This window comes from Saccharopolyspora phatthalungensis, from assembly GCF_014203395.1.
GTDB classification, from domain to species: Bacteria; Actinomycetota; Actinomycetes; order Mycobacteriales; family Pseudonocardiaceae; genus Saccharopolyspora; species Saccharopolyspora phatthalungensis.
This window is the reverse complement of record NZ_JACHIW010000001.1, coordinates 5,577,247-5,601,381: the sequence shown is the minus strand read 5'-3', so window position 1 is coordinate 5,601,381 and position 24,135 is coordinate 5,577,247. Positions and strand designations below refer to the sequence as shown.

At 68.3% G+C, this 24,135-nt stretch carries 19 protein-coding genes; 10 read left to right on the top strand and 9 right to left on the bottom strand.

The features are described from left to right. Positions 1–301: 301 nt before the first annotated feature. Positions 302–787 carry a hypothetical protein gene (locus BJ970_RS25650; RefSeq protein WP_184728570.1) on the bottom strand — a complete coding sequence of 162 codons (486 nt, stop codon included), beginning with the start codon at positions 785–787 and terminating at the stop codon, positions 302–304. A 109-nt stretch (positions 788–896) separates the two neighbouring features. On the opposite strand from BJ970_RS25650, the gene BJ970_RS25645 reads away from it, so the two are divergent. The 6 genes from BJ970_RS25645 to BJ970_RS25620 all read left to right on the top strand — a co-directional run bounded on the left by BJ970_RS25645 (position 897) and on the right by BJ970_RS25620 (position 8,948). Next, complete coding sequence (locus BJ970_RS25645) at positions 897–1,478, top strand: peroxidase-related enzyme (RefSeq protein ID WP_184728569.1); 582 nt, start codon at positions 897–899, stop codon at positions 1,476–1,478. 119 nt (positions 1,479–1,597) lie between these two features. After that, positions 1,598–3,061, top strand: a complete 1,464-nt coding sequence (locus tag BJ970_RS25640) for an MFS transporter (RefSeq protein ID WP_184728568.1) — start codon at positions 1,598–1,600, stop codon at positions 3,059–3,061. Beyond that, a complete protein-coding gene (locus BJ970_RS25635; protein WP_184728567.1) occupies positions 3,058–5,496 on the top strand; it encodes a PEP/pyruvate-binding domain-containing protein in 2,439 nt (812 codons plus the stop codon). The genes BJ970_RS25640 and BJ970_RS25635 overlap by 4 nt, the downstream gene beginning before the upstream one ends. Continuing rightward, positions 5,483–6,106, top strand: coding sequence for a TetR/AcrR family transcriptional regulator (locus BJ970_RS25630; protein ID WP_184728566.1), 624 nt, complete (start codon positions 5,483–5,485; stop codon positions 6,104–6,106). The genes BJ970_RS25635 and BJ970_RS25630 overlap by 14 nt, the downstream gene beginning before the upstream one ends. A 313-nt stretch (positions 6,107–6,419) precedes the next feature. After that, a complete protein-coding gene (locus BJ970_RS25625) occupies positions 6,420–7,499 on the top strand; it encodes a tryptophan dimethylallyltransferase family protein (RefSeq protein ID WP_184728565.1) in 1,080 nt (359 codons plus the stop codon). 72 nt (positions 7,500–7,571) lie between these two features. After that, on the top strand, positions 7,572–8,948 hold the full coding sequence (locus BJ970_RS25620; protein ID WP_184728564.1) for a tryptophanase: 1,377 nt from the start codon (positions 7,572–7,574) through the stop codon (positions 8,946–8,948). A 62-nt stretch (positions 8,949–9,010) separates the two neighbouring features. Here BJ970_RS25620 and BJ970_RS25615 read toward each other — a convergent pair whose 3' ends face one another. The 5 genes from BJ970_RS25615 to BJ970_RS25595 all read right to left on the bottom strand — a co-directional run bounded on the left by BJ970_RS25615 (position 9,011) and on the right by BJ970_RS25595 (position 13,922). After that, the gene (locus BJ970_RS25615) at positions 9,011–9,598 is read right to left on the bottom strand and encodes a GTP-binding protein (RefSeq protein ID WP_312864471.1); all 588 of its coding nucleotides are present in this window, start codon (positions 9,596–9,598) and stop codon (positions 9,011–9,013) included. A gap of 58 nt (positions 9,599–9,656) precedes the next feature. Further along, positions 9,657–10,016, bottom strand: a complete 360-nt coding sequence (locus tag BJ970_RS25610; RefSeq protein ID WP_184728562.1) for a DUF742 domain-containing protein — start codon at positions 10,014–10,016, stop codon at positions 9,657–9,659. Positions 10,017–10,018: 2 nt separating this feature from the next. Continuing rightward, a complete protein-coding gene (locus BJ970_RS25605; RefSeq protein ID WP_184728561.1) occupies positions 10,019–10,435 on the bottom strand; it encodes a roadblock/LC7 domain-containing protein in 417 nt (138 codons plus the stop codon). A gap of 37 nt (positions 10,436–10,472) precedes the next feature. Then, the gene (locus BJ970_RS25600) at positions 10,473–13,067 is read right to left on the bottom strand and encodes a sensor histidine kinase (protein ID WP_184728560.1); all 2,595 of its coding nucleotides are present in this window, start codon (positions 13,065–13,067) and stop codon (positions 10,473–10,475) included. A 567-nt stretch (positions 13,068–13,634) separates the two neighbouring features. Beyond that, positions 13,635–13,922 (bottom strand): hypothetical protein, encoded by a 288-nt coding sequence (locus BJ970_RS25595; RefSeq protein WP_184728559.1) that lies wholly within the window; start codon positions 13,920–13,922, stop codon positions 13,635–13,637. Positions 13,923–14,059: 137 nt separating this feature from the next. Here BJ970_RS25595 and BJ970_RS25590 point away from each other — a divergent pair, with 137 nt between their 5' ends. Further along, positions 14,060–14,245 carry a DUF397 domain-containing protein gene (locus BJ970_RS25590; RefSeq protein ID WP_246471820.1) on the top strand — a complete coding sequence of 62 codons (186 nt, stop codon included), beginning with the start codon at positions 14,060–14,062 and terminating at the stop codon, positions 14,243–14,245. Positions 14,246–14,440: 195 nt separating this feature from the next. Next, a complete protein-coding gene (locus tag BJ970_RS25585) occupies positions 14,441–14,626 on the top strand; it encodes a DUF397 domain-containing protein (protein ID WP_246471819.1) in 186 nt (61 codons plus the stop codon). A gap of 26 nt (positions 14,627–14,652) precedes the next feature. On the opposite strand, the gene BJ970_RS25580 is transcribed toward BJ970_RS25585, so the two are convergent. Both BJ970_RS25580 and BJ970_RS25575 read right to left on the bottom strand, forming a co-directional pair. Further along, positions 14,653–15,573 carry a sugar phosphate isomerase/epimerase family protein gene (locus tag BJ970_RS25580; RefSeq protein ID WP_184728556.1) on the bottom strand — a complete coding sequence of 307 codons (921 nt, stop codon included), beginning with the start codon at positions 15,571–15,573 and terminating at the stop codon, positions 14,653–14,655. A 3-nt stretch (positions 15,574–15,576) separates the two neighbouring features. Beyond that, complete coding sequence (locus BJ970_RS25575) at positions 15,577–16,716, bottom strand: Gfo/Idh/MocA family protein (protein WP_184728555.1); 1,140 nt, start codon at positions 16,714–16,716, stop codon at positions 15,577–15,579. A 531-nt stretch (positions 16,717–17,247) separates the two neighbouring features. On the opposite strand from BJ970_RS25575, the gene BJ970_RS25570 reads away from it, so the two are divergent. Together BJ970_RS25570 and BJ970_RS25565 are read left to right on the top strand one after the other, a co-directional pair. Continuing rightward, on the top strand, positions 17,248–18,333 hold the full coding sequence (locus BJ970_RS25570) for a Gfo/Idh/MocA family protein (RefSeq protein ID WP_184728554.1): 1,086 nt from the start codon (positions 17,248–17,250) through the stop codon (positions 18,331–18,333). Next, entirely contained in the window at positions 18,330–19,076 is a 747-nt protein-coding gene (locus BJ970_RS25565) for a ThuA domain-containing protein (RefSeq protein WP_184728553.1), read from the top strand. The genes BJ970_RS25570 and BJ970_RS25565 overlap by 4 nt, the downstream gene beginning before the upstream one ends. A 29-nt stretch (positions 19,077–19,105) precedes the next feature. On the opposite strand, the gene BJ970_RS25560 is transcribed toward BJ970_RS25565, so the two are convergent. Continuing rightward, positions 19,106–24,121: a WXG100-like domain-containing protein gene (locus BJ970_RS25560; RefSeq protein WP_184728552.1), complete on the bottom strand. Its 5,016-nt coding sequence runs from the start codon at positions 24,119–24,121 to the stop codon at positions 19,106–19,108. Positions 24,122–24,135 lie beyond the last annotated feature (14 nt).

The window sequence follows — 24,135 nt, the reverse complement described above, 5'->3', positions numbered from 1 at the left end:
CCGATGGGTAGATAACTCTCGGTAGTATTGCCCCGGAAAACATTCACCCGTTCGACCAGTAACAAGCCGTCCTTCCAGCGAAAATGAGCGGGGGCCTGATGGGCCCAATACGGCGTGGCCGAGATCGCACGAATTCGGGATAACGCTCATCCGTGGCGAGCGATTGTCGGGCCCCCGGGGTCGTGTCCGTTCCCGACAGTCCTCAGGGGGCGGTGGCCTCGTCGCGCGCGTGCGGCCGCGATCAGGGGGCGATTTCAAGGGAAATCGACACGCAGACTTCCATTGAGATCGTCGGGCACGGTCAGCGGCGGGCGCCGGGAGCGCCGGGGCGACCGCCGGCAGGCCGCTGCCCGCCGGGGTTGCGACGCGGCTGGTTCACCGCACGGGTCGCCCCATTGCGGGCGGCGTTGTTGCGGGGAGCCCCGCTGGGCGCACCACCGTTACGCGGCGCTGCCGCGCGCTCGGGCGCAGCGGGGCGCGCGGGCCGCTGAGCGGGCGCGCGGCGGCGCGGCTCTAGATCCCGGTCGTCCAGATCGTCGTAGCGCGGGCGCCGCGGGGGCTGGCGGCGCGCCGCCGACTTGCGGCGGCTGTTCACCCCGATGTCGAAGGCCAGGATCACCAGCGCGAAGATGAGCATCGTCAGACCCAGGCCCGGCACCCCGATGAGGGTGGTCACCAGCGCGAGGACCAGCATCGGCACCACGGGGATCCAGCAGAAGGGGTCGATGCGGCTGATGATCCCGGAGAAACCTTCGGCGGAAACGTTGCGGTCCCCAACACGTGCCATCGAGACTCTCACTTCCACTCTGCGCCCGGCCGAAGAAGTCTACCGGAGAGACTCCCGCGACAGACCCGACGCCATCGACTCCGCATCGGCCCGGTAATACGGTGCTGGCATGGGCGAAGAGATCAGCAGGTTCGGGTCGGTGCGGTTGGCAGATCTTCCCGAGGACCTCCGGCAACGCATCGGCGCCATCGCGGAGAAGTCGGGCTTCGTGCCCAATGTGTTCCTCGCACTCGGTCACCGGCCCGCCGAGCTGCGGGCATTCTGCGACTACCACGACGCGCTGATGGAGCGTGACTCCGCGCTGTCGAAGGCCGAGCGGGAGCTCGTCGTGGTGACCACCTCGGCGGCCAACCACTGCACGTACTGCATCGTCGCGCACGGCGCGATCCTGCGGGTGCGCACAAAGGACGACCAAGTCGCCGACCTCGTCGCGGCGAACCCGTGGGGCGCGCCGCTGAGCGAGCGGCAGCGGGCCATCGTGGACCTGGCACTGTCGGTGGCGCAGGACTCAGCGCGATTCGGCGAGCGCGAGCTGGCCGCGGCCCGCGCGGCGCAACTGTCCGACGACGAGATCTGGGACATCGGGGCGATCACCGCGTTCTTCGCGATGTCCAACCGGCTGGCGCACCTGATGGCGCTGCGCCCGAACGACGAGTTCTTCCTGATGGGCCGCGTGCCACGGGAGAAGTGAGCCCGAGGCCACCCGGCCCGTGCCCCGACGCCCGCCGGCAACCTTGCCGCCGCCCGTTGTGCCGTCGGCTCGGCAGCGCTAGCGTTAGAGAACGGACCGTTTTCTAACGAGGAAGCGGCATGGCGGCGCACTCCGTCTCGGTGGCCCGGGTGCTGCCCGGGCTGATGCTCGCCATGCTGCTCGGCGCACTGGACCAGACGATCATGGCGCCCGCGCTGCCCTCGGTCGCCGGTGACCTCGGCGGGCTCGACCAGATGCCAGTCGTGGTCACCGCCTACCTGGTCGCCGCCACCGTGGTGATGCCGCTCTACGGCAAGCTCGGCGACCGGTTCGGCCGAAAGCCCGCCATTCAGGCGGCGATCGTGGTTTTCGTCGCCGGCGCCGCGCTGTGCGCGGTCGCCACGTCGATGCCGCAGCTCATCGCCTACCGAGTGGTGCAGGGCGCCGGGGGCGGCGGCCTGATGATCGGCGCGCAGGCGATCATCGGCGAGATCGTCAGCCCGCGCGAGCGCGGCCGGTACCTGGGGCTGATCGGCGCGGCGTACGTGGTCGCGGCCGTCGGCGGCCCGCTGCTGGGCGGGTTCTTCATCGACCAGCTCAGCTGGCGGTGGATCTTCGCGATCTACCCGCCGCTGGGACTGATCGCCTTCGTGGTACTGACCCGCGCGCTGCGGCTGCCGGCACCGACCGCGCGCCCGCCGATCGACCTCGCCGGGTCGCTCTCGCTGGCCGCCGCGATCGTCGGGATCGTCCTGCTGGCCGCGCTGGTGGGCCGGCCCGCAGAGCCCGCCTGGCTGCGGCCCGTGCTCGGCGCGGTGACCGTCGCCGCCGGGGTGACGTGGCTGCTCAGCGCGCGGCTGGCAGCGGACCCGATCGTCCCGCTGCGGTTGTTCCGCGATCCGGCCTTCGCCATCTCGGTCTCGATCAGCTTCGTTGTCGGCTGCACCCTGTTCGGCACCGTGACCTATCTGCCCGCCTTTTTGCAGATAGTCCTCGGCTCGACCGCCACGCACGCGGGGCTGCTGGTGACCGCGCTGATGGCCGGGGTGCTGATCACCACGGTGTCCGCCGGTCGGCTCATCACCCGAACCGGCCGCTACAAGGGATTTCCGGCCGCCGGGATCGCCTTGGCCTCGATAGGCTTAGCGCTGCTGGCCGTGTTCGCCGGGGCCCGGTCCGGCGCGTGGCCGATCGGCGGGGCGATGCTGCTGATCGGCCTCGGGATCGGCCTCGTCATGCAGGTCATGGTGCTGGTCGTGCAGAACGCCGTGGCATACCGGGATCTCGGCACGGCGACCGCATCGGTGACTTTCCTGCGGCAGATCGGCGCGTCGACCGGTGTCGCGGTGGTCGGCGCACTGCTGACCTGGCGGCTCGGCGCGCTACCGACCGGGGACCTCACCCGCCTGTCCGGCGAGCAGCGGGCCGTGATCGGTGCGGCACTGGTGCAGGCCGTCCCGCCGGTTTACGGCGCTATGGCTGCGGTTCTCGTGCTGATGCTGCTACCCGCCCTGCTGTTGCCCGCGCGCCCGCTGCGCACCACTGCCCACGTCGACACCTCTGCTGTGGAGAACCGGCGATGACACAGGTGACAGAGCTGCGTATGGTCGGCCGCGATGACCTCGCGCTGGCCGGCGGCAAGGGCGCCAACCTCGGCGAGCTCCTTCGCACCGGCTTCCCGGTGCCGGACGGATTCGTGATCACCACCGACGCCTACGCCGCGGTCGCCGAAGGTCTCGGCGCGGACACCGGGACCCGGGCGGCGCTGGAGTCGGCGTCGATCCCAGACGAACTGCGGGCCGCCATCGTCGAGGCATACCGGCGGCTGGGCGGCGGGCCGGTCGCGGTGCGTTCCAGCGCCACCGCCGAGGATCTGCCCGGCGCGGCGTTCGCCGGACAGCAGGACACCTTCCTCGGCGTCCTCGGCGAATCGGCATTGCTCGACGCGGTGCGCCGCTGCTGGGGTTCACTGTGGACGGAGCGGGCCGTCGCCTACCGCGCCAAGCTGGGCATTCCGCCGGACGAGGTGCGGATCGCAGTGGTCGTGCAGCGGATGGTCGAGGCGGAGTTCGCCGGGGTCCTGTTCACCGCGAACCCGGTCAGCGGCGATCGAGGGCAGGTGGTGATCGAAGCCAGCGCCGGGCTGGGCGAAGCCGTGGTGTCCGGGCTGGTCACTCCCGATCACTACGTGCTCGATGCGCGGGGCTCGCTGCGGGAGTTCTCCCCCGGCCGACGCGAAGTCGTCCTCCGCAGCGCGACCGGCGGTGGTGTTTCACGCGCCACCGACGACCGCGATTCACCGGGGGCGCAACGGCTCGATGACGCCGTGCTGGCCGAACTCGCCCGGCTCGGCACCGAGGTGGCGGCGCATTTCGGACGGCCGCAGGACATCGAGTGGGCCAGCGCCGACGGGCGGGTGCGGCTTCTGCAGGCCCGCCCGATGACCGCGGTCCCGCCCCCACCGGTGCGGCTCAACTGGATCCAGCGGCGGCTCGCGTCGGTGCTGCTGGAGTACGTTCCGGTGCGGCCCTACCCGATGGACATGAGCACCTGGGTGCCGCACGGGCCAGCCGGCCTGATGGCCAAGGTGACCGAAAGCGTGGGCCTGCACGGCATTTTCGAGGACTTCCTGCGCGAGGCGGACGGCGTGGTCTACCAGCTGGTCCCGGCCACCCCGCGGCTTACACCGAAGTCGTTGACCGCTCCGGTGCGACTGGTCGCCCGGGCCTGGCGACACGATCCGGCCTGCTGGACGGCCGATCCGCGCTTCGCCGAATTCCGCCGCCAGGTCCGGGGACTGGCCGAACTCGACCTCGCGGCGATGTCCTGGACCGACCTGATCCGGCTGCCCCGCCGGATCTTCGCGGTGGTCGCCCCGGTGGCCGATCTGCGCATCGACTACCTGCCGCGAACCGGTCTCGCGCTGCTGCGCCTGTTCGCGGTGTTGAAATTGCTCGGACGCTCGGGGCTGATGCGCGAAGTCATCCTCGGCGCATCGACCCGAACCGAGGATGCGAACCGCGCATTGGCCGGGCTCGCCGAAAAGGTGCGGCGGAATTCCCGGCTGCGGTCCGCCATCGCCGATCGCGATCCGGCGAAGTTGCGGGAATTCGGCGTATTCCGCCACGAACTTGCCGAGTTCCTGGCCGAATACGGGCACCGGGAGACCGCCACCCCGCTGCTCGTTTCGCCACCCACCTGGGGCGAAGCCCCGGAAACCGTCCTCTCGCTGGTGAAGCTGCTGGCCGAACGGCCGCCAACGCCCGCCACGGATCGCGCCGAACAGGCGCTGGCCCGGCTGTGCACGCACCCACTGTTGCGCCGCGGTCGGCTTCGCGATCGCCTGCGGCGCTGGATCGATGCGGCCCGCGCGGGCATCGCCTTCCGCGAGGTCAGCCACTTCTACTTCACCGAGCCGCTGCCGATCCTGCGCCGCAGTCTGCTGGAGATCAGCCGACGGCTCGTCGGCGCAGGCGTGCTAGCTGCCCCGCACGAGGTGTTCCACCTGCGGCTGGAAGAAGTGGAGGAGCTCGCCGAGCCGCTGGCACCGGGCCGAGCTGACCAGCTGCGTGCCGTGGTTCGGGCGCGCACGGCCACACGCGAGGAGCTCGCCGGGGTCCGGCTGATCGATCCGCGCGCGGTCTTTCCGGACCGGTCGAGCGGCGATGCCCTGGCGGCCGGGGCCCCGGCCGGCGGCGGCACCGCCACCGGGCCGGTCCGGATCGTCCGCGACCCGGCGGAGTTCGGCAGGCTGGCCAGTGGCGACGTGCTCGTCTGCCCGTACACCAACCCGTCCTGGACGCCGCTGTTCCAACGCGCGGCGGCGGTGGTCGTCGACACCGGCGGGGTCGCCTCGCATGCCGCGATCGTGGCCCGCGAGTACGGGATTCCGGCGGTGATGGGCACCGCCACCGGCACCGCGGACCTGGTGGAAGGCAGACTCGTCACCGTGGACGGCGACCGCGGGGTCGTCACCGCCGCTACCGGCCCCGAGGGGAGCAGCATTGCCGCCGGATGAGACCACCGGGGTCACCGACCACCGGAAGCGACCGCGACGGCGCGGAAAAGACCTGGACACGGCCATTTTCCAGGCCGTGCTGGCCGAGTTGGCGGAGCGCGGCTACGCGAAGTTGACCATGGAACGGGTCGCCGAACGTGCCCGGACCGGCAAGGCGTCGCTGTACCGGCGGTGGCCGACCCGCATGGAGCTGGTGATGGATGCGGTCTATCACCAACTGCCCGACCCATCGTCCATACCGGACACCGGCAGCCTGCGCGGCGACCTGCTCGCGGTGCTCCGCGAGATCGCCGAATTGCTCGCCGGTCCGGCCGGCGAGGCGTTGCGCGGCGTGCTCAGTGATGCGTTGCACGATCCGGCCCGGACTGCCGAGATGCGGCAGCATTCGCAGGGCGCGGGCCGTCGGCGGATGCAGGAGATCACCCGCCGGGCCGCCGAGCGCGGCGAGATCGACGCGACCGAGATCACCCCGCGACGCCTGGAGGCAGGTCAGGCGTTGCTGCGCAATCACTTCCTGTTCAACGGAGTTCCGATTCCGGACGAAGTCATCGTCGAGATAGTCGACGACGTGCTGATCCCGTTGTTCAACCGGCCGGCGAACCGCCCGTGAACGCAAACCCACCGCAACGGCCAAACCCGAGCAATTTTCGAATAGTCGTAAGCGGACGATGTGGCAGCCCATTTAGACACTCGATTGTCCGCGGTCCACGCATCCAACCCCCGCTACATCACGGTTTGATCTCGACAGCATGTCTAGATGCTTTCGTTACGCTCCGCATTCGCAACTCGTTCCATCGTGCAAGTAAACAATGCGAAAGATCACTCCGACAGGGGTGGTAACCCCCGAATTGGCATATTATCGTAACCGGCCGTCACTTAAACCTGTGCTGTCTTACGCTGAAATCACACTGATCGGGGTTACCATGCTGCGCGATGTCGGTACCACGCTGGGTGAGTTAACCAAGAGCCAGTTGCGGAACCTCTGCCGGGTAGTCGGCATCGACGCCGATGAACCGGTCCGATTACTCGGCGGAGTGCTCGGGGCCGCCGATTCGAGACCTTTGTCCGAACCGCCGCTGTGGCCGTCCGATGTGGCCGATGACGCGACCCCGATCGAGTTCTCCGTCCAATTCGACGACAATGGCGCACGGCACCTGCGGATCCTCGCCGAAACCCTCCCGGCCCACCCCGGCCCCGCGGCCAACCTGCGGGCCGCCCGGAACCTGATCGACGACCTGGCGGACCGCTACGACCTCTCCCTGGACCGGCTGCGCGCCGTTCAGGACCTGTTCTCCGGCACCGACCCGCAGGGCAAGTTCTCCTGGTGGTTCTCGTTCATCTTCGACGCCGACGGCACACCGAAATTCAAGATGTACTTCAACCCCGAGGTGTCCGGGGCGGAGGCCGCACCGGCGCTGGTGGCGGAGGCTTTCGAACGCCTCGGCATGGCCGACGCGTACCGGACGGTCAGCAAGTATGCGTTGCAGCGCGGCGAACTCGACCGGTTGTCCTTCTTCGCGCTCGATCTGGACCACAGCCGGCAGTCCCGAGTGAAGCTCTACATCGGCCATCACGCCGCACAGGCCGACGATGTCGAGTTCGCCGCCTCGGCGGTGCCCGGCATCGATCCCGCGCAGGTCCGCGAGTTCTGCTCGCTGCTCGCCGGGGACACCCCGGTCTTCCGGGGCCGCCCGCTGATCTCCAGCTACTCCTTCGTCGAAGGCGACCAGGACAAGCCCAGCAACTACAGCCTCTACATGCCGATCCGCGACTACGTGCGGGACGACGCCGTGGCACGAGAGCGGCTGCAGCGGCACCTTCGGCAACACCGGATCTCCCCGGCGCTACTGGACGAGGTGATCGCCGCGGTCACGGACCGTGAGCTGGCGGCCAACGCGGGCCTGCTCGCGCACGTGTCGCTTCGGCTGAGTCCGAACCGGACCGGGACCACCGTCTACGTCTCCTCCGAGGCGTACGGCGGGACTCACCGGCAGGCCCGGTAACCCACACGTCGCCGAGCCCACTGCATCCGGACTCGGCGATACGGACAGGAACCCACCTAGGAGCAACGCCACATGCCGCATCTCCGGCCCTTCGTCGCCGCCGTCGTGCGACCGATCCCGATCACCACTCGGGAACAACGCCTGCAGGAACTGGACCGCGCCGGGCACAACCCGTTCAACATCCCGGCCGACCGAGTCAGCATCGACCTGCTGTCGGACTCGGGCACCGGGGCGGTCTCCATCGACCAGCAGGCATGGGCGCAGCGAGCCGACGAGCGCTACGCCGGCGCGGAATCGTTCTTCCGGTTCCGCGAATCGGTGCGCGACATCGTGCCGTACCGGCACGTGCTACCGGTTCACCAGGGCCGGGCCGCCGAGCGGGTGCTGTTCAGCGCGCTGCTCGGTCCGGACAAGATCAGCATCAGCAACACCCACTTCGACACCACCCGGGCCAACGTGGAGCGCCTGGGCGCGGAGGCGCGTGACCTACCGTGTCCGGAGGCCGCCGACCTCGACGGCGAGCTTCCGTTCAAGGGCAACATCGACGTCGAGGCGGTCCGCAACGTCCTCACCGGACCCGACGGCCACCGCGTCGGGCAGATCCTGGTCACCATCACCAACAACGGCCTTGGCGGACAGCCGGTCTCGATGGCCAACCTGGAAGCGATCAGCGCCGTGGCCCGCGCGCACGGCGTGCCGCTGATCCTGGACGCCGCCCGCTTCGCCGAGAACGCCTGGCTGGTCACCCGACGCGAGCCGGGCTACGAGCACTGGAGCCCCCGCGACGTCGCCCGGCGCGCGTTCGAACTCGCCGACGGCGCGGTGGCCAGCCTGAAAAAGGACGGGCTCTCGCCGGAAGGCGCGTTCATCGGCCTGCATGACACCGAACTGGCCGACCGTTGCGAGGTCGACGTCATCGCCACCGAGGGCTTCCGCACCTACGGGGGCCTGACCGGGCACACCCTGGAACAGCTCGGGCAGGGACTGCGCGAAGTGCTGGACCCGCACTACCTCGCCGACCGCGAGCGGGAGGCGGCCTTCCTCGCAAGCCGAGCGCACGAGGCCGGCGTGGACACGGTGCGCCCAGCCGGGCTGCACGGCATCTACCTCAACGCGGGGCGACTGCTGCCGCACCTGGAACCCCGACACTTCCCCGGCCACGCCCTGGCCTGCGCGCTGTACCGGGAAGGCGGAATCCGCTGCGCCGAGGTGGGATCGCTGTACCTCGGCGTGCTGGACGCCAACGACGAGCTGATCACCCCGGCGCCGTTCGAGCTGGTCCGGCTGGCGCTCCCGCGCCGCGTCTACGACCACAGCCACCTCGAATACGTCGGCGAGATCCTGGCCGACATCGCCAAGACCCCGGAGAAGGTGCCCGGCTACCGCCTGACCCACGCCCCGCTGGTGCTGCGTCCCTTCCGCTGCCGCGCCGAACCGGTCGCGAACTAAAGCAGCCGAAGAAATGGGGCGTGACCGGCATTTCCGGTCACGCCCCGCCGAATTTTCGCGCGTCAGCCGGCTTCCGCGGCCGACGGCGTCCGGTCGATCGCGTGGCGCACCAACGTGATCAGCGCGTTCTTGGTCAGTTCGCGATCCCGCGCGTCGCAGATCACGATCGGCACCGCCGCCGGGATCACCAGTGCCTCGCGCACCTCCTCCGGCTCGTAGTGGTAGGCGTCGTCGAAGATGTTGACGGCCACCACGAACGGGATGCCGCGCCGCTCGAAGAAGTCCACCGAGGCGAACGCCTCTTCCAGCTTCCGCGTGTCGACCAGCACCACGGCACCGACCGCGCCGAGCGCCAAGTCGTTCCACAACGGCCAGAACCGGTTCTGGCCCGGCGCGCCGAACAGGTACAGCACGATCTCGTCCGAGATGGTGATGCGCCCGAAGTCCAGCGCTACCGTGGTGGTTTCCTTCCGGTCGACGCCGGTAAGGTCGTCAACACCCTCACTGGCGACGGTCATCTCCTCCTCGGTGGTCAGCGGAGGAATTTCGCTGACCGCACCGACGAGGGTCGTCTTGCCCACCCCGAAACCGCCGGCGACGACCAGCTTGACCGGGATCGGCGCGGCATTGGCACCCGCGGTGTCCCCGATCTGGCCACTCGCTTGCTGGCTGTCCCGCTTCGAGCGCGGCCGGCCTCCGGCAGCGAATCTAGAGTCTGCAAAGCCCACGGTATACCTGCTCCAAGATTTCTCGGCTGACTTCTGTACGAGGCGAGCGCACGAAGACGGCGCCATGGTCGAGCAGATCGCTGCACAGGACCCGGACCACGCCCAACGGCTGGGTCAGCATGACGGCGAGCTCGGCGAGCGACACTGGACGAACGCAAGCGTCCAGGATGATCCGGTGCTCGGGCGTCAACTCCAGCCTCGGTGACTCCGGACGCGGCTCGACGGTCACCACCTGCGTTGCCGTGTCGAGCCGGGTGTGTCTGCCGGGTGTCCGACCGCGCGTGATCGTGTACGGGCGGACTATCGGGCCCGCTTCATCGTCATACCACGCCTCGTCCACCGTCAGGTCCTTTCCGCAGCCACACCGCGCAGTTCCCGCGGAGCGGCCGACAGGAAGGAACCAACCCGGGTGATCAACCGGCCCATCTCGTAGGCCACCAACTCGATGTCGGCCTCGGACGCGCTGAGCACGGCCAGGCACGCACCGCTACCGGCAGCGGAGACGAACAGGAAACCGCGCTCCATCTCGACGTGCGTCTGCGCCACCGTGCCGCGGCCGAAGTCCTTGCTGACGCCCTTGCCGATGCTGCGCATGCTCGACGAAGCGGCGGCCAGCTTGTCGGCGGAGTCACGGTCCAGCCCGGCGGACTTGGCGATCACGAGGCCATCGTTGGACAACACCACGGCGTGGTCCGCGCCGTGCACGCCCTGGACGAAATCGTCCAGCAACCAACTCAGTTTCGAAGCTGTTTCGGTCATGCCCACCTCACACACACTTGCTTGTTATCTGGTCTGCTCACGAGCGGTCGCCGGGTGTATCGCCAAACCCGCCGCGGAATGCCCGCCGGAAGCCGGCCAGCTTGCTCGGAGAAGCGACGACGGCTTGCTCCTCCTGCTCCGGGTCGTCCCGCAACCCATCCGCGAGATGGGTCTGCGGCACGCGCTTCGGCAGCGGCGGACGGCCGCCCGAAGCCCGCCGTCGTTCCGGCGAAGACGCCGACGCCGAGGGCGGCGTCGGGGTCTGGGTCGGCGTCGGCGTCGGGTCGGGTGCCGGCGTCGGATCGGGTGCCGGCGTCGGCTCCGGCAGCGCCGCCTCGAACTGCGTCGTGGGCGCGCTGGCTTGTGCGCTCGGTTCCGCCGCAGGCCACTCGTAAGTGGTCTCGGCCGACTTCGGCGCCTTCGCCGAGGTGGGCTGGTCGGTCATGACACCATTCCAGCTCAACTCCCGTGGTCGCGGCACCATCGTCGGGTTGGCGAGTTGGTGTTTGCCACCACTACTCGCGTAACCGTTGTTGCCGCGGTAGCCGTTTTCACCGTCGTTCCCGGCCGCATCGCCGCTGCTCGCGCCGCTGATGCCGACGGGGAAAACACCGCTGACGTTACCGCCGCCGTTGCTCGTGGTGACCGCCGTGTCGGCTTCCAGGATCCGGTCCGGGAACAGCACCGTGGCACGGGTGCCGCCGTAGGCCGAGACGCCGAATTCCACGCTGATGTCCCGGCGCTGCGCGAGTCGCGCGGCGGTGAACAGGCCCAGCTGCTCGGCCTTGTTGTTCTCCAGCACCAGACGGTCGAACTCCGGCGGACGGGACATCATCGAGTTCGCCCGCTCGCGGATCAGCTCGTCCATGCCCAGGCCCTGGTCGGCGATGTCGACGGCGACACCTCGGGCGACTGCGGTGGCGTCCACGTGCACCTGCGTGTTCGGCGGGGAGAACGCGGTCGCGTTGTCGATCAGCTCGGAGATCAGGTGGATCGCGTCGCCGACGGCCGCGCCGCTGACCATGACCTCCGGGACGTGCCCGATGACCACGCGCGAGTACTGGTCGATCTCGGAGACCGACGAACGTAACACGTCCATCAGCGCGACCGGTCGGCTCCACCGGCGACCGGGCTGCTGGTCACCAAGCACCAGCAGGTTCTCGACCGTGCGCCGCGCGCGGGTGGTCGAGTTGTCCAGTTCGAACAGTTTGGCCAGCTGCGCGGAGTTCTCCTCGTTGCGCTCCAGCTGGTCGATGGTGCCGTGCATGTGCCGCAGCAGGCGCTGGATTCGGTGCGCCATGCCGACGAACACCACACGTGCACCCTGTCGGGCCCGGGTCTCGCCGACCGCCGCTTCCACCGCTTCCTGCTGGAACAGCTGGATCGCCTGGGCCACCTGGCCGACCTCGTCGCTGCCGAAGTGGTCCAGCGCGACCATCTCGGTCTCGACGTTGACGGCCTCGCCGTCGCGCAGCCGGCGCACCACGTCCGGCAGCTTCCGCGCCATTGCCAGCGACTCGGTGCGCAGGCCCTGCAGCCGGGTCAGCAGTGCCTCGTCGACCACCGTGCGGTAGACGCGGCGGGCGAAGATGAACGACACGAGCGCGACAGCCAGCGCGATCAAGCTGCCGTAGAGCACCGTCCACAGTGTTCCGTTACCGCTGATGACGCCGTTCAAGGACACCTGGTCGGCCTGGTTGCGCACCAGTCCGGACATATCGGAGCCGACGTTGTTGGTGATCTGCCGCCACTCGTCCAGCCGCACCGGCGGCGCGTCACTGCGGTCGAAGGGACCTTGGGCGATGATCTTGTTCTCGGCGGCGACCAGCTGCTGCCAGCCCGGGCTGGCCAGCATGTTGCGATAATCCTGCTGGACCGAGGGCAACAGGTTGTTGGCGTTGGTCTCCAGCAGCGTGTGCTGGGCGTCGATGTATCCCACCAACTGCCGGTACTGGTCCGGCTTCAGCTCGCCGTTGGCCAGCGAAGTCCCGACCAGGGACGCCTCGCGGGAGAACATGTCCGAACCACGGAACATCCCCAACCCGGTGAGCGCGCCCTGCAGGGTCACGGAGTCCGGGGTGATTCGCGCCTGCACGTCGAACAGCCGGGTGGCCGTGTCGAACAGCCCATTGTAGAAGTCGTTGATCTCGTTGGTCGAAGCCTGGTGGGTGGCGATCCGGGAACGCAGCTCGGGCAGCCGGGCGAAGTGGCCGGTCAGCTCGGTCATCGGGCGCTTGAGCTCGTCGGGTGCCGAATCGACCAGTGCCGCGGACTGCTGCTGCATGGCGGCCATGGCCCGGTCGGTCTCCCGTTGCTGCGCGGTGAGCTCAGCCGTGCCCAGGCCGGGTTGGCTGACGACCTCAAGGCTGCGCAGGCGTTCCCGCTGGACGTGGTCCAGCGCCGTCACGGCCGGCAGCGACATCTGCCGGACACCCGAGGCGACCTGCTGGGTGTAAATGGCTTCGAAGGCGAACAGCGAACAGCCGACCACCCACAGGACGCCGACGACGACCCAGGGAATGGCGACTGCCCACGTCAGTCGCGATCTGATCGAGATGTCGGAGCGTTTCGTCCGGCGTCTGCTCGCTTCTCCAGGGGGTGCGAAAGACTCGTTCTGGGTTGTCACTTCCACGCACTTTCCATCTTTTAGTCTCGCCCGCGCCCGGGCGAGCTGTTTTGCACGTCGTGCGGACGCATGTCATCGCGCAGCGCGCGGCGGGGTACAGCGCCGCCGGGGCTCGCCTGCGCTGCCCGACAGCATTCCTCGGTCCGAGTGATGTTGGAAGGCCCTCTCCTTTCCCGCTACCGACCACCCGTGGGCCTGCACTCCGCCTTGCTGACACGTCCGTGTCCCCCTGGTGCGAAGGCACTGTATCGGATCAAGATCACTCGTTTGAGATCGGCGTCGGACGTTCAGATCGTTACAAACCACGGGCAACGCACGGACCGCGAAAATTCACCGGAGAAGCCTATTGCGTTTCCCGCCCCGAGGTCTACGGCGCCGCACGGACCGTCCGCCGCGCCGCCGCGGTCGGGATCCCCGCCGACGCGACCAGCACCACCCCGACAACACTGCCGGGTCCGCACGTGGTGTCCAGTGGAGTGTCCGGCAGGGGCGGGGATGGAGAGGGGGAGCCCGCCCCTACCGGACGGCCCCGCCGCGCCAGGGGAAACGCAGCGAGGCCAGACTGGGGATCTGTCAGAAGTCCCAGACCGTGGAGGGTGAGCCGCGTAGCCGGTACTCCTCCAAGCAGCCGTCGCACTGGGCCGTGATGCTGGTGCTTTTCGGTACTGCGGGCAACGGGGTGGGCAGCGGAATCTTCACGCCTTGCCCGCACAGCGCGGACACCTCGGTCCCAGCGGGCCAACGACCGGGCTTGTCGGTGATGCCGTGCCGAACCTTCGCCCCGGAAGGCACGATCCAGTACACGACATCGTCCCGCCGAGCCAACAGTGAGGTCTGTCGCTCTGCCAGCTCCTGCTTCACTTGATCGGCTACGTAGTCTGGTCCAAGCCCACTAGCCAGCGCTGGAGGTCCAGATGGGGCTTTTACTGACGAACTGGCGGACGTCATCGCACTCGAAAAGCGGTGGTCAGTGTGTAGAGGTCGGGAGGGTTGAGTACCTGCCGGAAGGGTGGCGGAAGTCCAGTCGCTCCGGGCAGCAGTCCGCGTGCGTCGAGGTTGGGCGCGTCTCGATCGGCGCTGCGGTGCGGGACACCAAGGACCGTGCCGCCGGGTACTTCACCACGACTCACGCCCAGTGGTCGGCATTCATCTCCGCCGTGAAGGACAACCGCTTCGTCGGCTGACACACGGATACCGGTCGATTTCAATGGAAATCAGCACGCCGACTTCCATTGAAATCGGCGACGCCATGGCCGATCAGTTGCATCACGTGTCGACGAGTTGGAGGGCATCGCATGACCGGACACCCGAAGGATTGGCGGAAGAGCCCATGCAGCGGTGCCAACACGGGCTGTGTCGAGGTCGGGAGGGCGGAGTACCTGCCGGAAGGTTGGCGGAAGTCCAGCCGCTCCGGGCAGCAATCCTCGTGCGTCGAAGTCGGGCGGGTCTCGTTCGGTGCGGCTGTGCGGGACAGCAAGGACCGTGCCGCCGGGTACTTCACCACAACTCACGCCCAGTGGTCGGCATTCATCTCCGCCGTGAAGGACAACCGCTTCCCTGCGTGATGCACGGTTCCATTGAAATCGACCGCTCAATGGACGAGCAGTGGGCGTAGCGTGCGGTGGGCGATGTGTAGGCCCTGGGTGATGCGCTCGTCGTCGCCGCCCCACACCGGGTCTTCGTGCTCCACCGACAGCGTGCCGGTGAACCCGTGCTCGTAGAGCCGGTCCACCACTCGCGTCCAGTCGATCTGCCCCAGGCCCGGCACGCGGTAGCGCCACCAGCCCAGGTCCCAAGGGTTGCCGCCCTTGTTCACCTTGCCGAAGAAGCCGTAGCGCTGCCGTGCCGCCGGGTCCAGCTCGACGTCCTTGGCCTGGGCGTGCACGATCCGGTCGATGTAGGGGGCGATGGTCTCGACCGGGTCGATGCCGATCCAGGTCAGGTGCGACGGATCCCAGTTCAGGTACAGCCCGAGGCCGAACATCCACTCCCACAACTCCGGCGAGTACGCCAGGTTCCCGGGATATCCGTCCGGGTGCCAGCCCTCCATCACGCAGTTCTCGATGATGATCCGCACGCCGCGCTCCCCCGCGTAGTCGACCAGCGCGGGGAACACCCGCTCCGCTTCGGCGAGGTTGTCGGCCACCGACTTCGTCCAGTCCCGCCCGATGAACGTCCCGACGTAGGCCACGCCGAGCGCCTGGGCAGCGTCGATCGCGTGCCGCAGGTGGGTCTGGATCTCCTCGCGCCGCGCCGGATCCGGGTGGAGGTTGTTCTCGTAGTAGGCGAACGCCGACAGCGCGAGCCCGTGTTTGTCGAACAGCGCCCGCGTCTCCTCGACCGCCTGCGGCCCGAAGTCGGCTACCGGCAGGTGGGCGGCCGCGTAGTCGCGGCCGCCGGTGCTGGGCCAAACCGCCACCTCCAGCGCCTCGAATCCGGCCGCCGCAGCCCACCCGGCGATCCGGTCCAGCGTCCACTGTGGAAGACACGCGGTGAGCATTCCGAGCCGCATCGATCACACCTTCGTCCAGGAACCGTGGTGGGCGGAGCGCAGGACCGCGTCGACCAGCCTGGCCGACCGCAAGCCGTCCTCGAACGTGGGCAGCCCCTCCGGGCTGCCGCCGTCGATCGCGGCGTAGGTGTCCGCGACGAACGCTTCGAAGCACTGCGCATATCCCTGCGCGTGACCGGCGGGCAGCGTCGACAGCCGGCGCTGCTCTGCCGAACCGTGTTCGGGGTCGCGGACCAGGATCCGGTTGCCGTCGACCCCGCCGAGCCAGATCCGTTCCGGTTCCTCCTGGTCGAACACCGCGCTGCCCAGCGCGCCATCGAGCTCGAACCACAGCCGGTTCTTCCGCCCAGCGGCGACCTGCGAGATCGTCGCCGAACCGAGCACCCCGGCGGCGGTCCGCAGCAGCAGCGCGGCCGAGTCCTCGGTGCGCACCTCGACCCGATCGCCGGAAGCCCCGGAGACCGCCGCGGGTCCGGCGAAGGTCGGCCCGGCAGCCGCCGGGCGGGTCGGCACCGCGATGGACAGCTCGGCGAACACGTCGGTGAACGTCTCCCCGGAAACCCACTGGACCAGGTCGCACCAGTGCGAGCCGATGTCGGCGAATGCCCGCGACGGCCCACCGAGCTCCGGATCCACCCGCCAGCTCGACGCCTCCGGCGACAGCATCCAGTCCTGCAGGTAGCTGCCGTGCAGCAGATTCCAGGCACCGAACTCGCCGGCCTGTCGCCGGGCCCGGATCTCCCGCACCACCGGGTGGTACCGGTAGACGAACGGCACCGCCGCCACCAGGCCGCTTTCCACCGCCACGGCGCACATCCGCTCGGCCTCGGCCAGCGAAATGCCCAGCGGCTTCTCGCAGATCACGTGCTTGCCCGCTCGCAGGGCTGCCGTCGCGAACGGTGCGTGGGTGGCGTTCGGCGTGCAGATGTGGACGACGCTGACGCGTTCATCGGCCAGGACCTCGGCGAGATCCTGGTAGGCGGCCACCCCCCAGCCGTCTGCCACCTGCCTTGAACGCTGCTGCGATGACGCCAGGACGCCAACCACGTCGGCGCCCGCGAGGATCGCCGCGCGCCGGTGCACGTCGCCGATCATCCCGGCTCCCAGGACCGCCACGCCTCGCCGAGAACCTGCAGGGCTCACGAGGAGCCTCCTTCGGATCAGATGACAACCACGGGTATCACACGCCCGATTTTCGTCGCGGTCAAAGCTAGATCGCCAGATTTAAGTCGGCAACCGCTTCGCCGGGCCGGCCGGCGCGGTGGTGGCCGCGATCGAGAACGTGCTGTCGCCGGAGGGGTTCTTCGGCCTGATGAACGACATGCCTTGACGCAGCACACCCGCACCGCTATCTATTTGACTTGTCTCACGCCGCAGTTCTGATCGGGACCCGGGCCGCCGACGCGCGATCTCGGCGCCATGAACCGCCAAGCGGAAATGACAGATGCAGCTGAAAAGCGTCAGCTCCCCGGCAGTCGTCACCACCGCCGCCGTGCTCGCTCTCGTGAGCCGGCCAGGTGCCCGACCGCCGAGCAGGCACCGAAGGATCACCACCCCCGCGGTCCTGGTGTTCATCTCGGTGGGAAACGGGTTCCTGCGGACTGTCCCGGTCGCCATCCGCCGGCGCGATCAAAGGATCGACCCCCACCTGCGACAGTCGAAGGAGTCCCAGCAATGAGTGACCCCATGCTTCGGGTCGGTGTCATCGGCATCGGTTGGGCGGGCCGCCAACACCTGGACGCCTACCAGGCACTCCCGGACGTCGAGATCGTCGCGATCGCCGGGCAGGAGCCCGAACTCCTCCACTCGCTGGGCGAGCAGTACGGCGCGCGGATGCTGTTCGAGAACTGGGAGGATCTGCTCGAATCCGCCGAACTCGACGCCATCAGCATCGCCGTCCCGACCTTCCTGCACGCCCCGGTCGCCATCGCCGCGCTGAAGCGCGGCGTACACGTGCTCAGCGAGAAACCGCTGGCGCGCAACGGTGTCGAAGGTCAGCAGATGGTCGATGCCGCGCGCTCGGCCGGGCGCGTGCTCGACATCGTGTTCAACCACCGGCTGCGCGGCGACATTCAGACACTCGGCGAGATCATCCACCGCGGCGAGCTGGGGCGACCGTACTACGCGAAGGCGTCCTGGATGCGGCGGCGTGGGATCCCGAAACTGGGCAGTTGGTTCACGGACCAGGAAAAATCCGGCGGCGGCCCGCTCGCCGACATCGGCGTGCATGTGCTCGACTATGCGCTCTTCCTGCTCGGCGAGCCGCGCGTGGAGTCGGTCAGCGCGGTCACCTACGCCGAGCTCGGACACCGCAACATCGGCGAGATGCAGTGGAGCGCCAAGAACGAAGCCGCCTCGAAGTTCGAGGTCGAGGACTTCGCGGCCGCCTTCATCCGGCTGGCGGGCGGCGGCACGCTCGTGCTGGAAACCTCGTGGGCGGCGTTCCGCAGCCCGATCGACCTGATCGACTTCAGCGTCCTCGGCACCGACGGCGGCGCCGAGCTCAGAGCCGTTGGTGCCACGAAGGCCCAGGTCGGCGAGCTCCGCGTGTACCGGGACGTCGATGGCGTGGTCGCGGACTACGCGCCGACGGCGGAACCCGGCCGAGCGCACGCCGGAGTCGTGGAGAACTTCGTCCGCGTGCTGCGCACCCCGGGCGAGTGGGCCGCCAACAACGGTTCGCTCGCCCTGCGGCGTGCCCGGGTGATCGATGCCTGCTACCAGTCCGCCGCCGAGAAGAGGGAGATCACCGTCGAATGAGTCAGCTTCGCGTCACCGTGTGGAACGAAGGCATCCACGAGTCCACAAAGGATCCTGCCGGGATGCCGGAGTACTACCCCAACGGCATCCACGGCGCCATCGCCACTGGCATCGGCGAGCATCTGCCTGATGCGACGGTGCGCACCGCGCTGCTCAGCTATCCCGAGCACGGGCTGACCGAGACGGTGCTGGAGGCCACGGATGTGCTGCTGTGGTGGGGACACAAGGCGCACGCGCAGGTCGATGACGAGGTGGTCGAGCAGGTGCGGCGGCACGTGCTCGGCGGGATGGGCCTGCTGGTGCTGCACTCCGGGCACTTCTCGAAGATCTTCACCCGGCTGCTGGGCACCACCTGCTCGCTGAGCTGGCGCAACGCCGCCGAACGCGAGGTGCTGTGGACCGTCGACCCGACGCATCCGATCGCCGACGGAATACCGAACCCGGTGGTGATCCCGGAGCAGGAGACCTACGGCGAATTCTTCGACATCCCAACCCCGGATGAGCTCGTCTTCATCAGCTCGTTCACGGGTGGCGAGGTGTTCCGCTCCGGGGCGACGTTCCGGCGCGGCCGGGGCCGCATCTTCTACTTCAGCCCCGGCGACGAACGCTACCCGGTCTACAACCAACCGGAGATCCAACGCATCCTGGCCAACGGGATCCGGTGGGTCGCCCAACCCGGCCTGCCCCGCACGATACCCACGGTCTCCAACCCATCCCGCGACTGGTTCCGTACGCAAGATTGATGGGTCGTGCCCCCGGCTTCCCACGTCCGTCACGCATCGCCCCTTGGTTCGCGTACCGGCCAATTCGGCACGACGACACTCTCGTCGTCGTCACCGAGTGTGTTCATGGCTTCCGTCAACGCCTCGCCCAGATCGGCCTTCCCCGTAGGCCGCCCGTACTCGGAACCGGGCACGAACTCGACCCAGCCCGAGGCGTCCGTCACGAGACGCCCGTCCGGGGTGCGCGACAATTCAAAGCATGCCAACACTCGGCGGTCGAGGACCTTCTCTGTCACCAGGTATGGAAGTACCAGGGCAGCGCTGCCGGGAATCGCCAGCACTATCCAGGTGTCGGGATCGGCGTCGGCACCGCGTTCATCGAGCACCCCGGCGAACTCGTCGAAGTCGATAACGCGGCCATCCCAGAGCTGAATCTGGTCCTGGTCCGGTGTCAGCGAGGCCAGGATGAGGTTCGCTTCTTCGTACAGCCGGTAGGAGTATCCGGCCGCGACCGCACTGGCCTTCGAGGTGCCCGGTGCGGGGAACAGCATCGAGTTGTTCGGCAGGTCCACCGTTTGCGTTCGAAGGTTCTCGTCGTAGTTTTCCGTTTCCTGCCAAGGCTGTGTCGCGGCGAAGAGCTGCACCACTTGCCGCTGCGCGGCCGAACTCAACGGAAGTAGCTCAAGAAACTCCAACAGCCGCCCCAGCCTCGCCTCGTCGTCCAGTCCAGGATCCTCATGGCCCAACAGATCCGGGTCGACAATCCGCTGCGCCAGCTCCCGGTAGATCGTGGGATCAGTGGCAGCGACCATCATCCCGGCGCTCAATTCGGCACGCACCTGCCACACCGCGGGGTCCAGGCTCCCCGCCCAAAGCCGGAACTCAGTGCGATCGGTGTCGTGATCCCCCTCGACACCGAAGCGCACCGCGTCGTATTTTCCCGAGTTCAAATAACGGATTGGTTCGTACGCATCGTGCGTTGTTTCGTGTTGTTCCATTGTATTCGGGTCTATCGGAAGGGGAAGAGGTCCGGCCCTGGTGATGTCGCGCTGCTCCGTCCCATCCTGGTCGCCCGGGATGTTGCCGAGCCGGTACAGCAGCGCTTCAAATCCCTTGGCCAACTGTGCCACTCGCACGTACTGCACCGGAGTCAACGGCCAGTCGAAACTGACATTCACATGCCCCCCTGACTCGCTGGCATCACCCCCATGCACCCGCGCCGCGTTCAGCAACCGAGCCACATCGGGCCAGGCGCCGGCACGCAGGATCGGCGATACGGCCTCCACCTCATGTCTCCCCGATTCCCAGACCAAGACCCATTTTCCGCCGGCCACCACGGACGCGGCCGCCGCCTCGCCGGACATGCTCGTGTCCACGTCTACCCAGTCCAGAAGTCCCTCGGCGTTGAGGTGCTGTCCCAGTTTTTCGAGCTGCGGGGTGAGATCTCCCTCCGGAAGCTGGAACTCGACCTCGAACCCGAATCGCACGTCGGGCCGGGAACTCACCCCGCCCGGCACACCCTCCGGGTAGAACTGGATCGGATCACGTCCCTGCGCGATCGACTGCCGCGCCCGGTCATATATCAGCCGAACCATCCGCAGCCGAGTATCGCGCAATGCCCGCTCCATCTGCCGCGCGCCCGGCAGCTTCGACCCGATGGCCGCCAACTGTTGCGGAGTCCAGATCAGCTGCTCCGCCAACGACTTTTTCGCACCTTCGACCCGCGCGCGTACATCCGGACGGAAATCCGGGGGCAGCGTCGCCAGGTGCCGCTGCATCCGCCCGGTCACCTCGGCAAACTCGACAAGCACGTCCGATCGGCCGTACACCAGCGCAAGCCCTGCCCAACCCCACCTCGCGTCCCTCGGGAACACCGCCGGCAATTCCCCGCCGGTGTCCGGCGCATCCGCATCTTGAGTACGACGCGCCTCCGCTTGCCCCGCCTCCCCCACATCAGCAGACCCTTCGGCCGTGCTACTGGGGCCCGCTGGTCTGCGAGCATCAGCTTCGTCGGCCGAATCATCGGATCGCCCCCGCTTGCGGCCACTGCTCTCACCGATTGGGGCCGCTTCATCGACATCGCGATTACCGTCCTCGCCAGGCACCGACAGCGCCGCCGCACCCATATCCGGTACAGGACCCCACCACTGCTCAGCAGCTATCGGATCGAACGACCACGTCGCCAGGTCATCCGCGAACTCGGCCCCGGTCGGACCAAGCCCCCACGACATTGGAATGCCCGTCGACTCGTCGGCCATGTCACCGCTTTGACCGCTATTCGCATCCTCAAGCCCTGGGAGATCCGCCGAGGGCTCCTGCCCGGCTCCGGCCTGGACGGCCAGCCCCGTGCCCTCCGTACCAAGACGGGCCGCCAATTCCCGGGAAAGCCGCATCGCATCAGCACGGCTGACCTCACCGGCCCACGCCGCGACCAAAGCCACCACATCCTCCAGCGACACAACGGCATCGCCGCGAGCCAGCGCCACCACATCATGTGTGCCCTGCACGATCCGAACCGCCACACCACGCGGCCCACCGACCGCCCGTTCAACAGCGACACGCAGATCCGACTCCGTCCACTCCGCGACCGCGGTCGAAGCCGGTTGTTCCTCGGCAGGGTTCGGCGAGCCCAACGCCGTGTCGCGTGCGGTGGGGGCCTCGGCGCCCACCGACATGCTCTCGGCACTCCCGGCCTCGGTCGAGCCTGCAACCACCGTCTCCACTGCGGGAACGGCAGTCGGCGAACTCGCCAAGACATCCAGTCCCTCGCGCCCCTCGTAGAAGGGCTTCGGGACCTCAATCCGGCCGGGCCCGTCCACCGGGCGAGGGCGAGACCCATCGGGAGCAAACCGCATCCAACGCGGACCAAGCAGACCACGCCCCGGCATCAACGCAACAACATCACGTCCCAGACCGCGCGCCACCTCCGAAGCCTGGCGCGACGACACCACGACAGCAACGCCCGAACCCACCCCCGGCACCAGCACCACCGGACCCGCACACGCATCGTCCACCTGGGCGCGTACGAACTCCGCGACTCCACCACCGGCCACGACATCCTCCGGCACCGACACCCGCACCGCACCCGCCGACAACGCAGGCCCCATCTCCAACACCGGACCACTCGAAGACCCCGGCAACGTCAACGAGCCCGGTAGCGCCGGTGACTGCGGCACACCCTCAGTGCCAGTTCGGTCCTCGTGCCTTGAATCGGCACGGGGTTCCCCTGCCGTCACCTCACCGGCAGAGACCAGCGAACCACCCGAGCTCGGTGAACCCGCCCCCATAAGCGGCGCAGGATGCGCCACCGGAACGCCCCTACTGCCCACACCGGAAGTGCCGACACCCGGTTGATCATTTTCTGCAACCGGGCCGTGCACCGGCTGCTGTGCACCCACACGAGAGCCCACCGCCGTCGCCACAACATCGGACTTCGGCGAGCCGCCCCGGCCGCCGTGACCATCCACATCAGACTGTTCTGTGCCGGGGTGGTCGTCGTCGTGCGGCGAATCGGCCCGAGAATTGCCTACCGCCACCATGTCGTCAGCGATCGGGGAGCCGCCCTGGTCGACCGAACCGGCCCCCGGCATCGGCGCCGCATACCCCACCGAAACAATCGAATGCCCGATCCACTCGGCAGGACTGGCCGCACCAGGCGATTCCGTGCCGACCTGGTCGACACCGGCAACCGGGCTGTAGGCCGGTGGCGGCGAACCGGCACGGAAGCCGCCTATCCCGGCCGCACCATCGGAACCCGGTGAGCCACTGCTGAGATGCCCATCGCTCTGCGGCGGGCTGTAGGGTGGCGGCGTGTCGGGCCCGTCCGGGCCCCGCATCTCAGCCGGAGCCCTCGCACCGCTCTCATGTCGGTATCCCGGCGGGATGACAGTACTCGGGGAGCCGGACTTTTCGTCCGGCTGCGAACCGGAATCGGTCTTCGAGTCCTCCGACGTGTCCGCAGTCGTGTCCGCGTTGCCCGAATCCTTGCCCCCGCTCGCGGCGTCCCGGGCCCGGCCCGCCGGAATCAACTGACCCCGCAACGCCAACCCCGTCAATTTCCCGATGCCCGAACCCACCGCCTCCGACACCCCGGCCGTGAAGGAGAACGGATTCCACTGCGCCCCCTGACCACTCATCGCCCCATACCCCGCCTCGCCGAACATCTCGGTCAGACCCTCTTCCAGCGACTCCCCCAGCCCGTGACCAAACCGCGCCGCCCACATCGCCCGCACCGACATTCCCGTGTAATCATCCAGGCTCTTGGCCACCACATCGGCGAAACGCGCCATCGACGACAACGGATACAGCTGCGCATGCTCTTCCGCAGCATGCTTGGCAGCCACCGCCAACACCTCAGCATCGATCTTGTCACCCAAACCCCGCATCAACACCTTGCTGATCGCATTCCCCACCACATTGCCCAACGCCGACAACGGCAACGCCAACACCGCGCTGAACGAACCGACCCCCACCGCCATCTCCGACATCGCCGCATCCCACTTCTTCCGCGCCCCCAACGCAAACTGCAACCCCTGCGCCCCCGCATCCATCACCACCTGCAACCCGATACCTACCACCTGAGCGACCGCCAAACGCATGAACAACTGCCCCCACCACCGCGTCAGCAAAAACCGCATCACCGCGAAGCGCGCCGCCAACCACGCCATACTCGCCCCACCGGTAGGACCCGCCATCGCCACCGCCCACGCAATCTCCGCAAAAAGCAGGAGCAAACCCCCCACCGTGACGAACTTCAGATACTGCACCTGCAACGCCAGATTCCGCACAAACCCCGCCAACTCCCGCAACCCCGCACCACCGGACTCCAACACCGGTCCAAAGGCCTCCAGCCGCTGCGCGAACCGGTCCGCCGCCTTGCCCGAAAACCCACCCCGCACGTGCCACACCACATCCCGCACCACCGGCCCCACTGCCTCTACCGCCACCGCACCCGCCTCCAACGCCCCCGCAACCGCGAACAACGCATCCTCATCCGCATCCGTCATATCCTCACCCGTCAGCACCTGAAAAAGCCGCCGCACCTCCTCCGGCACCAGCACAGACACGCGCAATCACCCAA

Excerpts from the sequence above, each read along its gene's own strand:
- BJ970_RS25650 (WP_184728570.1), bottom strand. The coding sequence starts at position 787 with ATGGCACGTGTTGGGGACCGCAACGTTTCCGCCGAAGGTTTCTCCGGG.
- BJ970_RS25645 (WP_184728569.1), top strand. The coding sequence starts at position 897 with ATGGGCGAAGAGATCAGCAGGTTCGGGTCGGTGCGGTTGGCAGATCTT.
- BJ970_RS25640 (WP_184728568.1), top strand. The coding sequence starts at position 1,598 with ATGGCGGCGCACTCCGTCTCGGTGGCCCGGGTGCTGCCCGGGCTGATG.
- BJ970_RS25635 (WP_184728567.1), top strand. The coding sequence starts at position 3,058 with ATGACACAGGTGACAGAGCTGCGTATGGTCGGCCGCGATGACCTCGCG.
- BJ970_RS25625 (WP_184728565.1), top strand. The coding sequence starts at position 6,420 with ATGCTGCGCGATGTCGGTACCACGCTGGGTGAGTTAACCAAGAGCCAG.
- BJ970_RS25620 (WP_184728564.1), top strand. The coding sequence starts at position 7,572 with ATGCCGCATCTCCGGCCCTTCGTCGCCGCCGTCGTGCGACCGATCCCG.
- BJ970_RS25605 (WP_184728561.1), bottom strand. The coding sequence starts at position 10,435 with ATGACCGAAACAGCTTCGAAACTGAGTTGGTTGCTGGACGATTTCGTC.
- BJ970_RS25580 (WP_184728556.1), bottom strand. The coding sequence starts at position 15,573 with ATGCGGCTCGGAATGCTCACCGCGTGTCTTCCACAGTGGACGCTGGAC.
- BJ970_RS25570 (WP_184728554.1), top strand. The coding sequence starts at position 17,248 with ATGAGTGACCCCATGCTTCGGGTCGGTGTCATCGGCATCGGTTGGGCG.
- BJ970_RS25565 (WP_184728553.1), top strand. The coding sequence starts at position 18,330 with ATGAGTCAGCTTCGCGTCACCGTGTGGAACGAAGGCATCCACGAGTCC.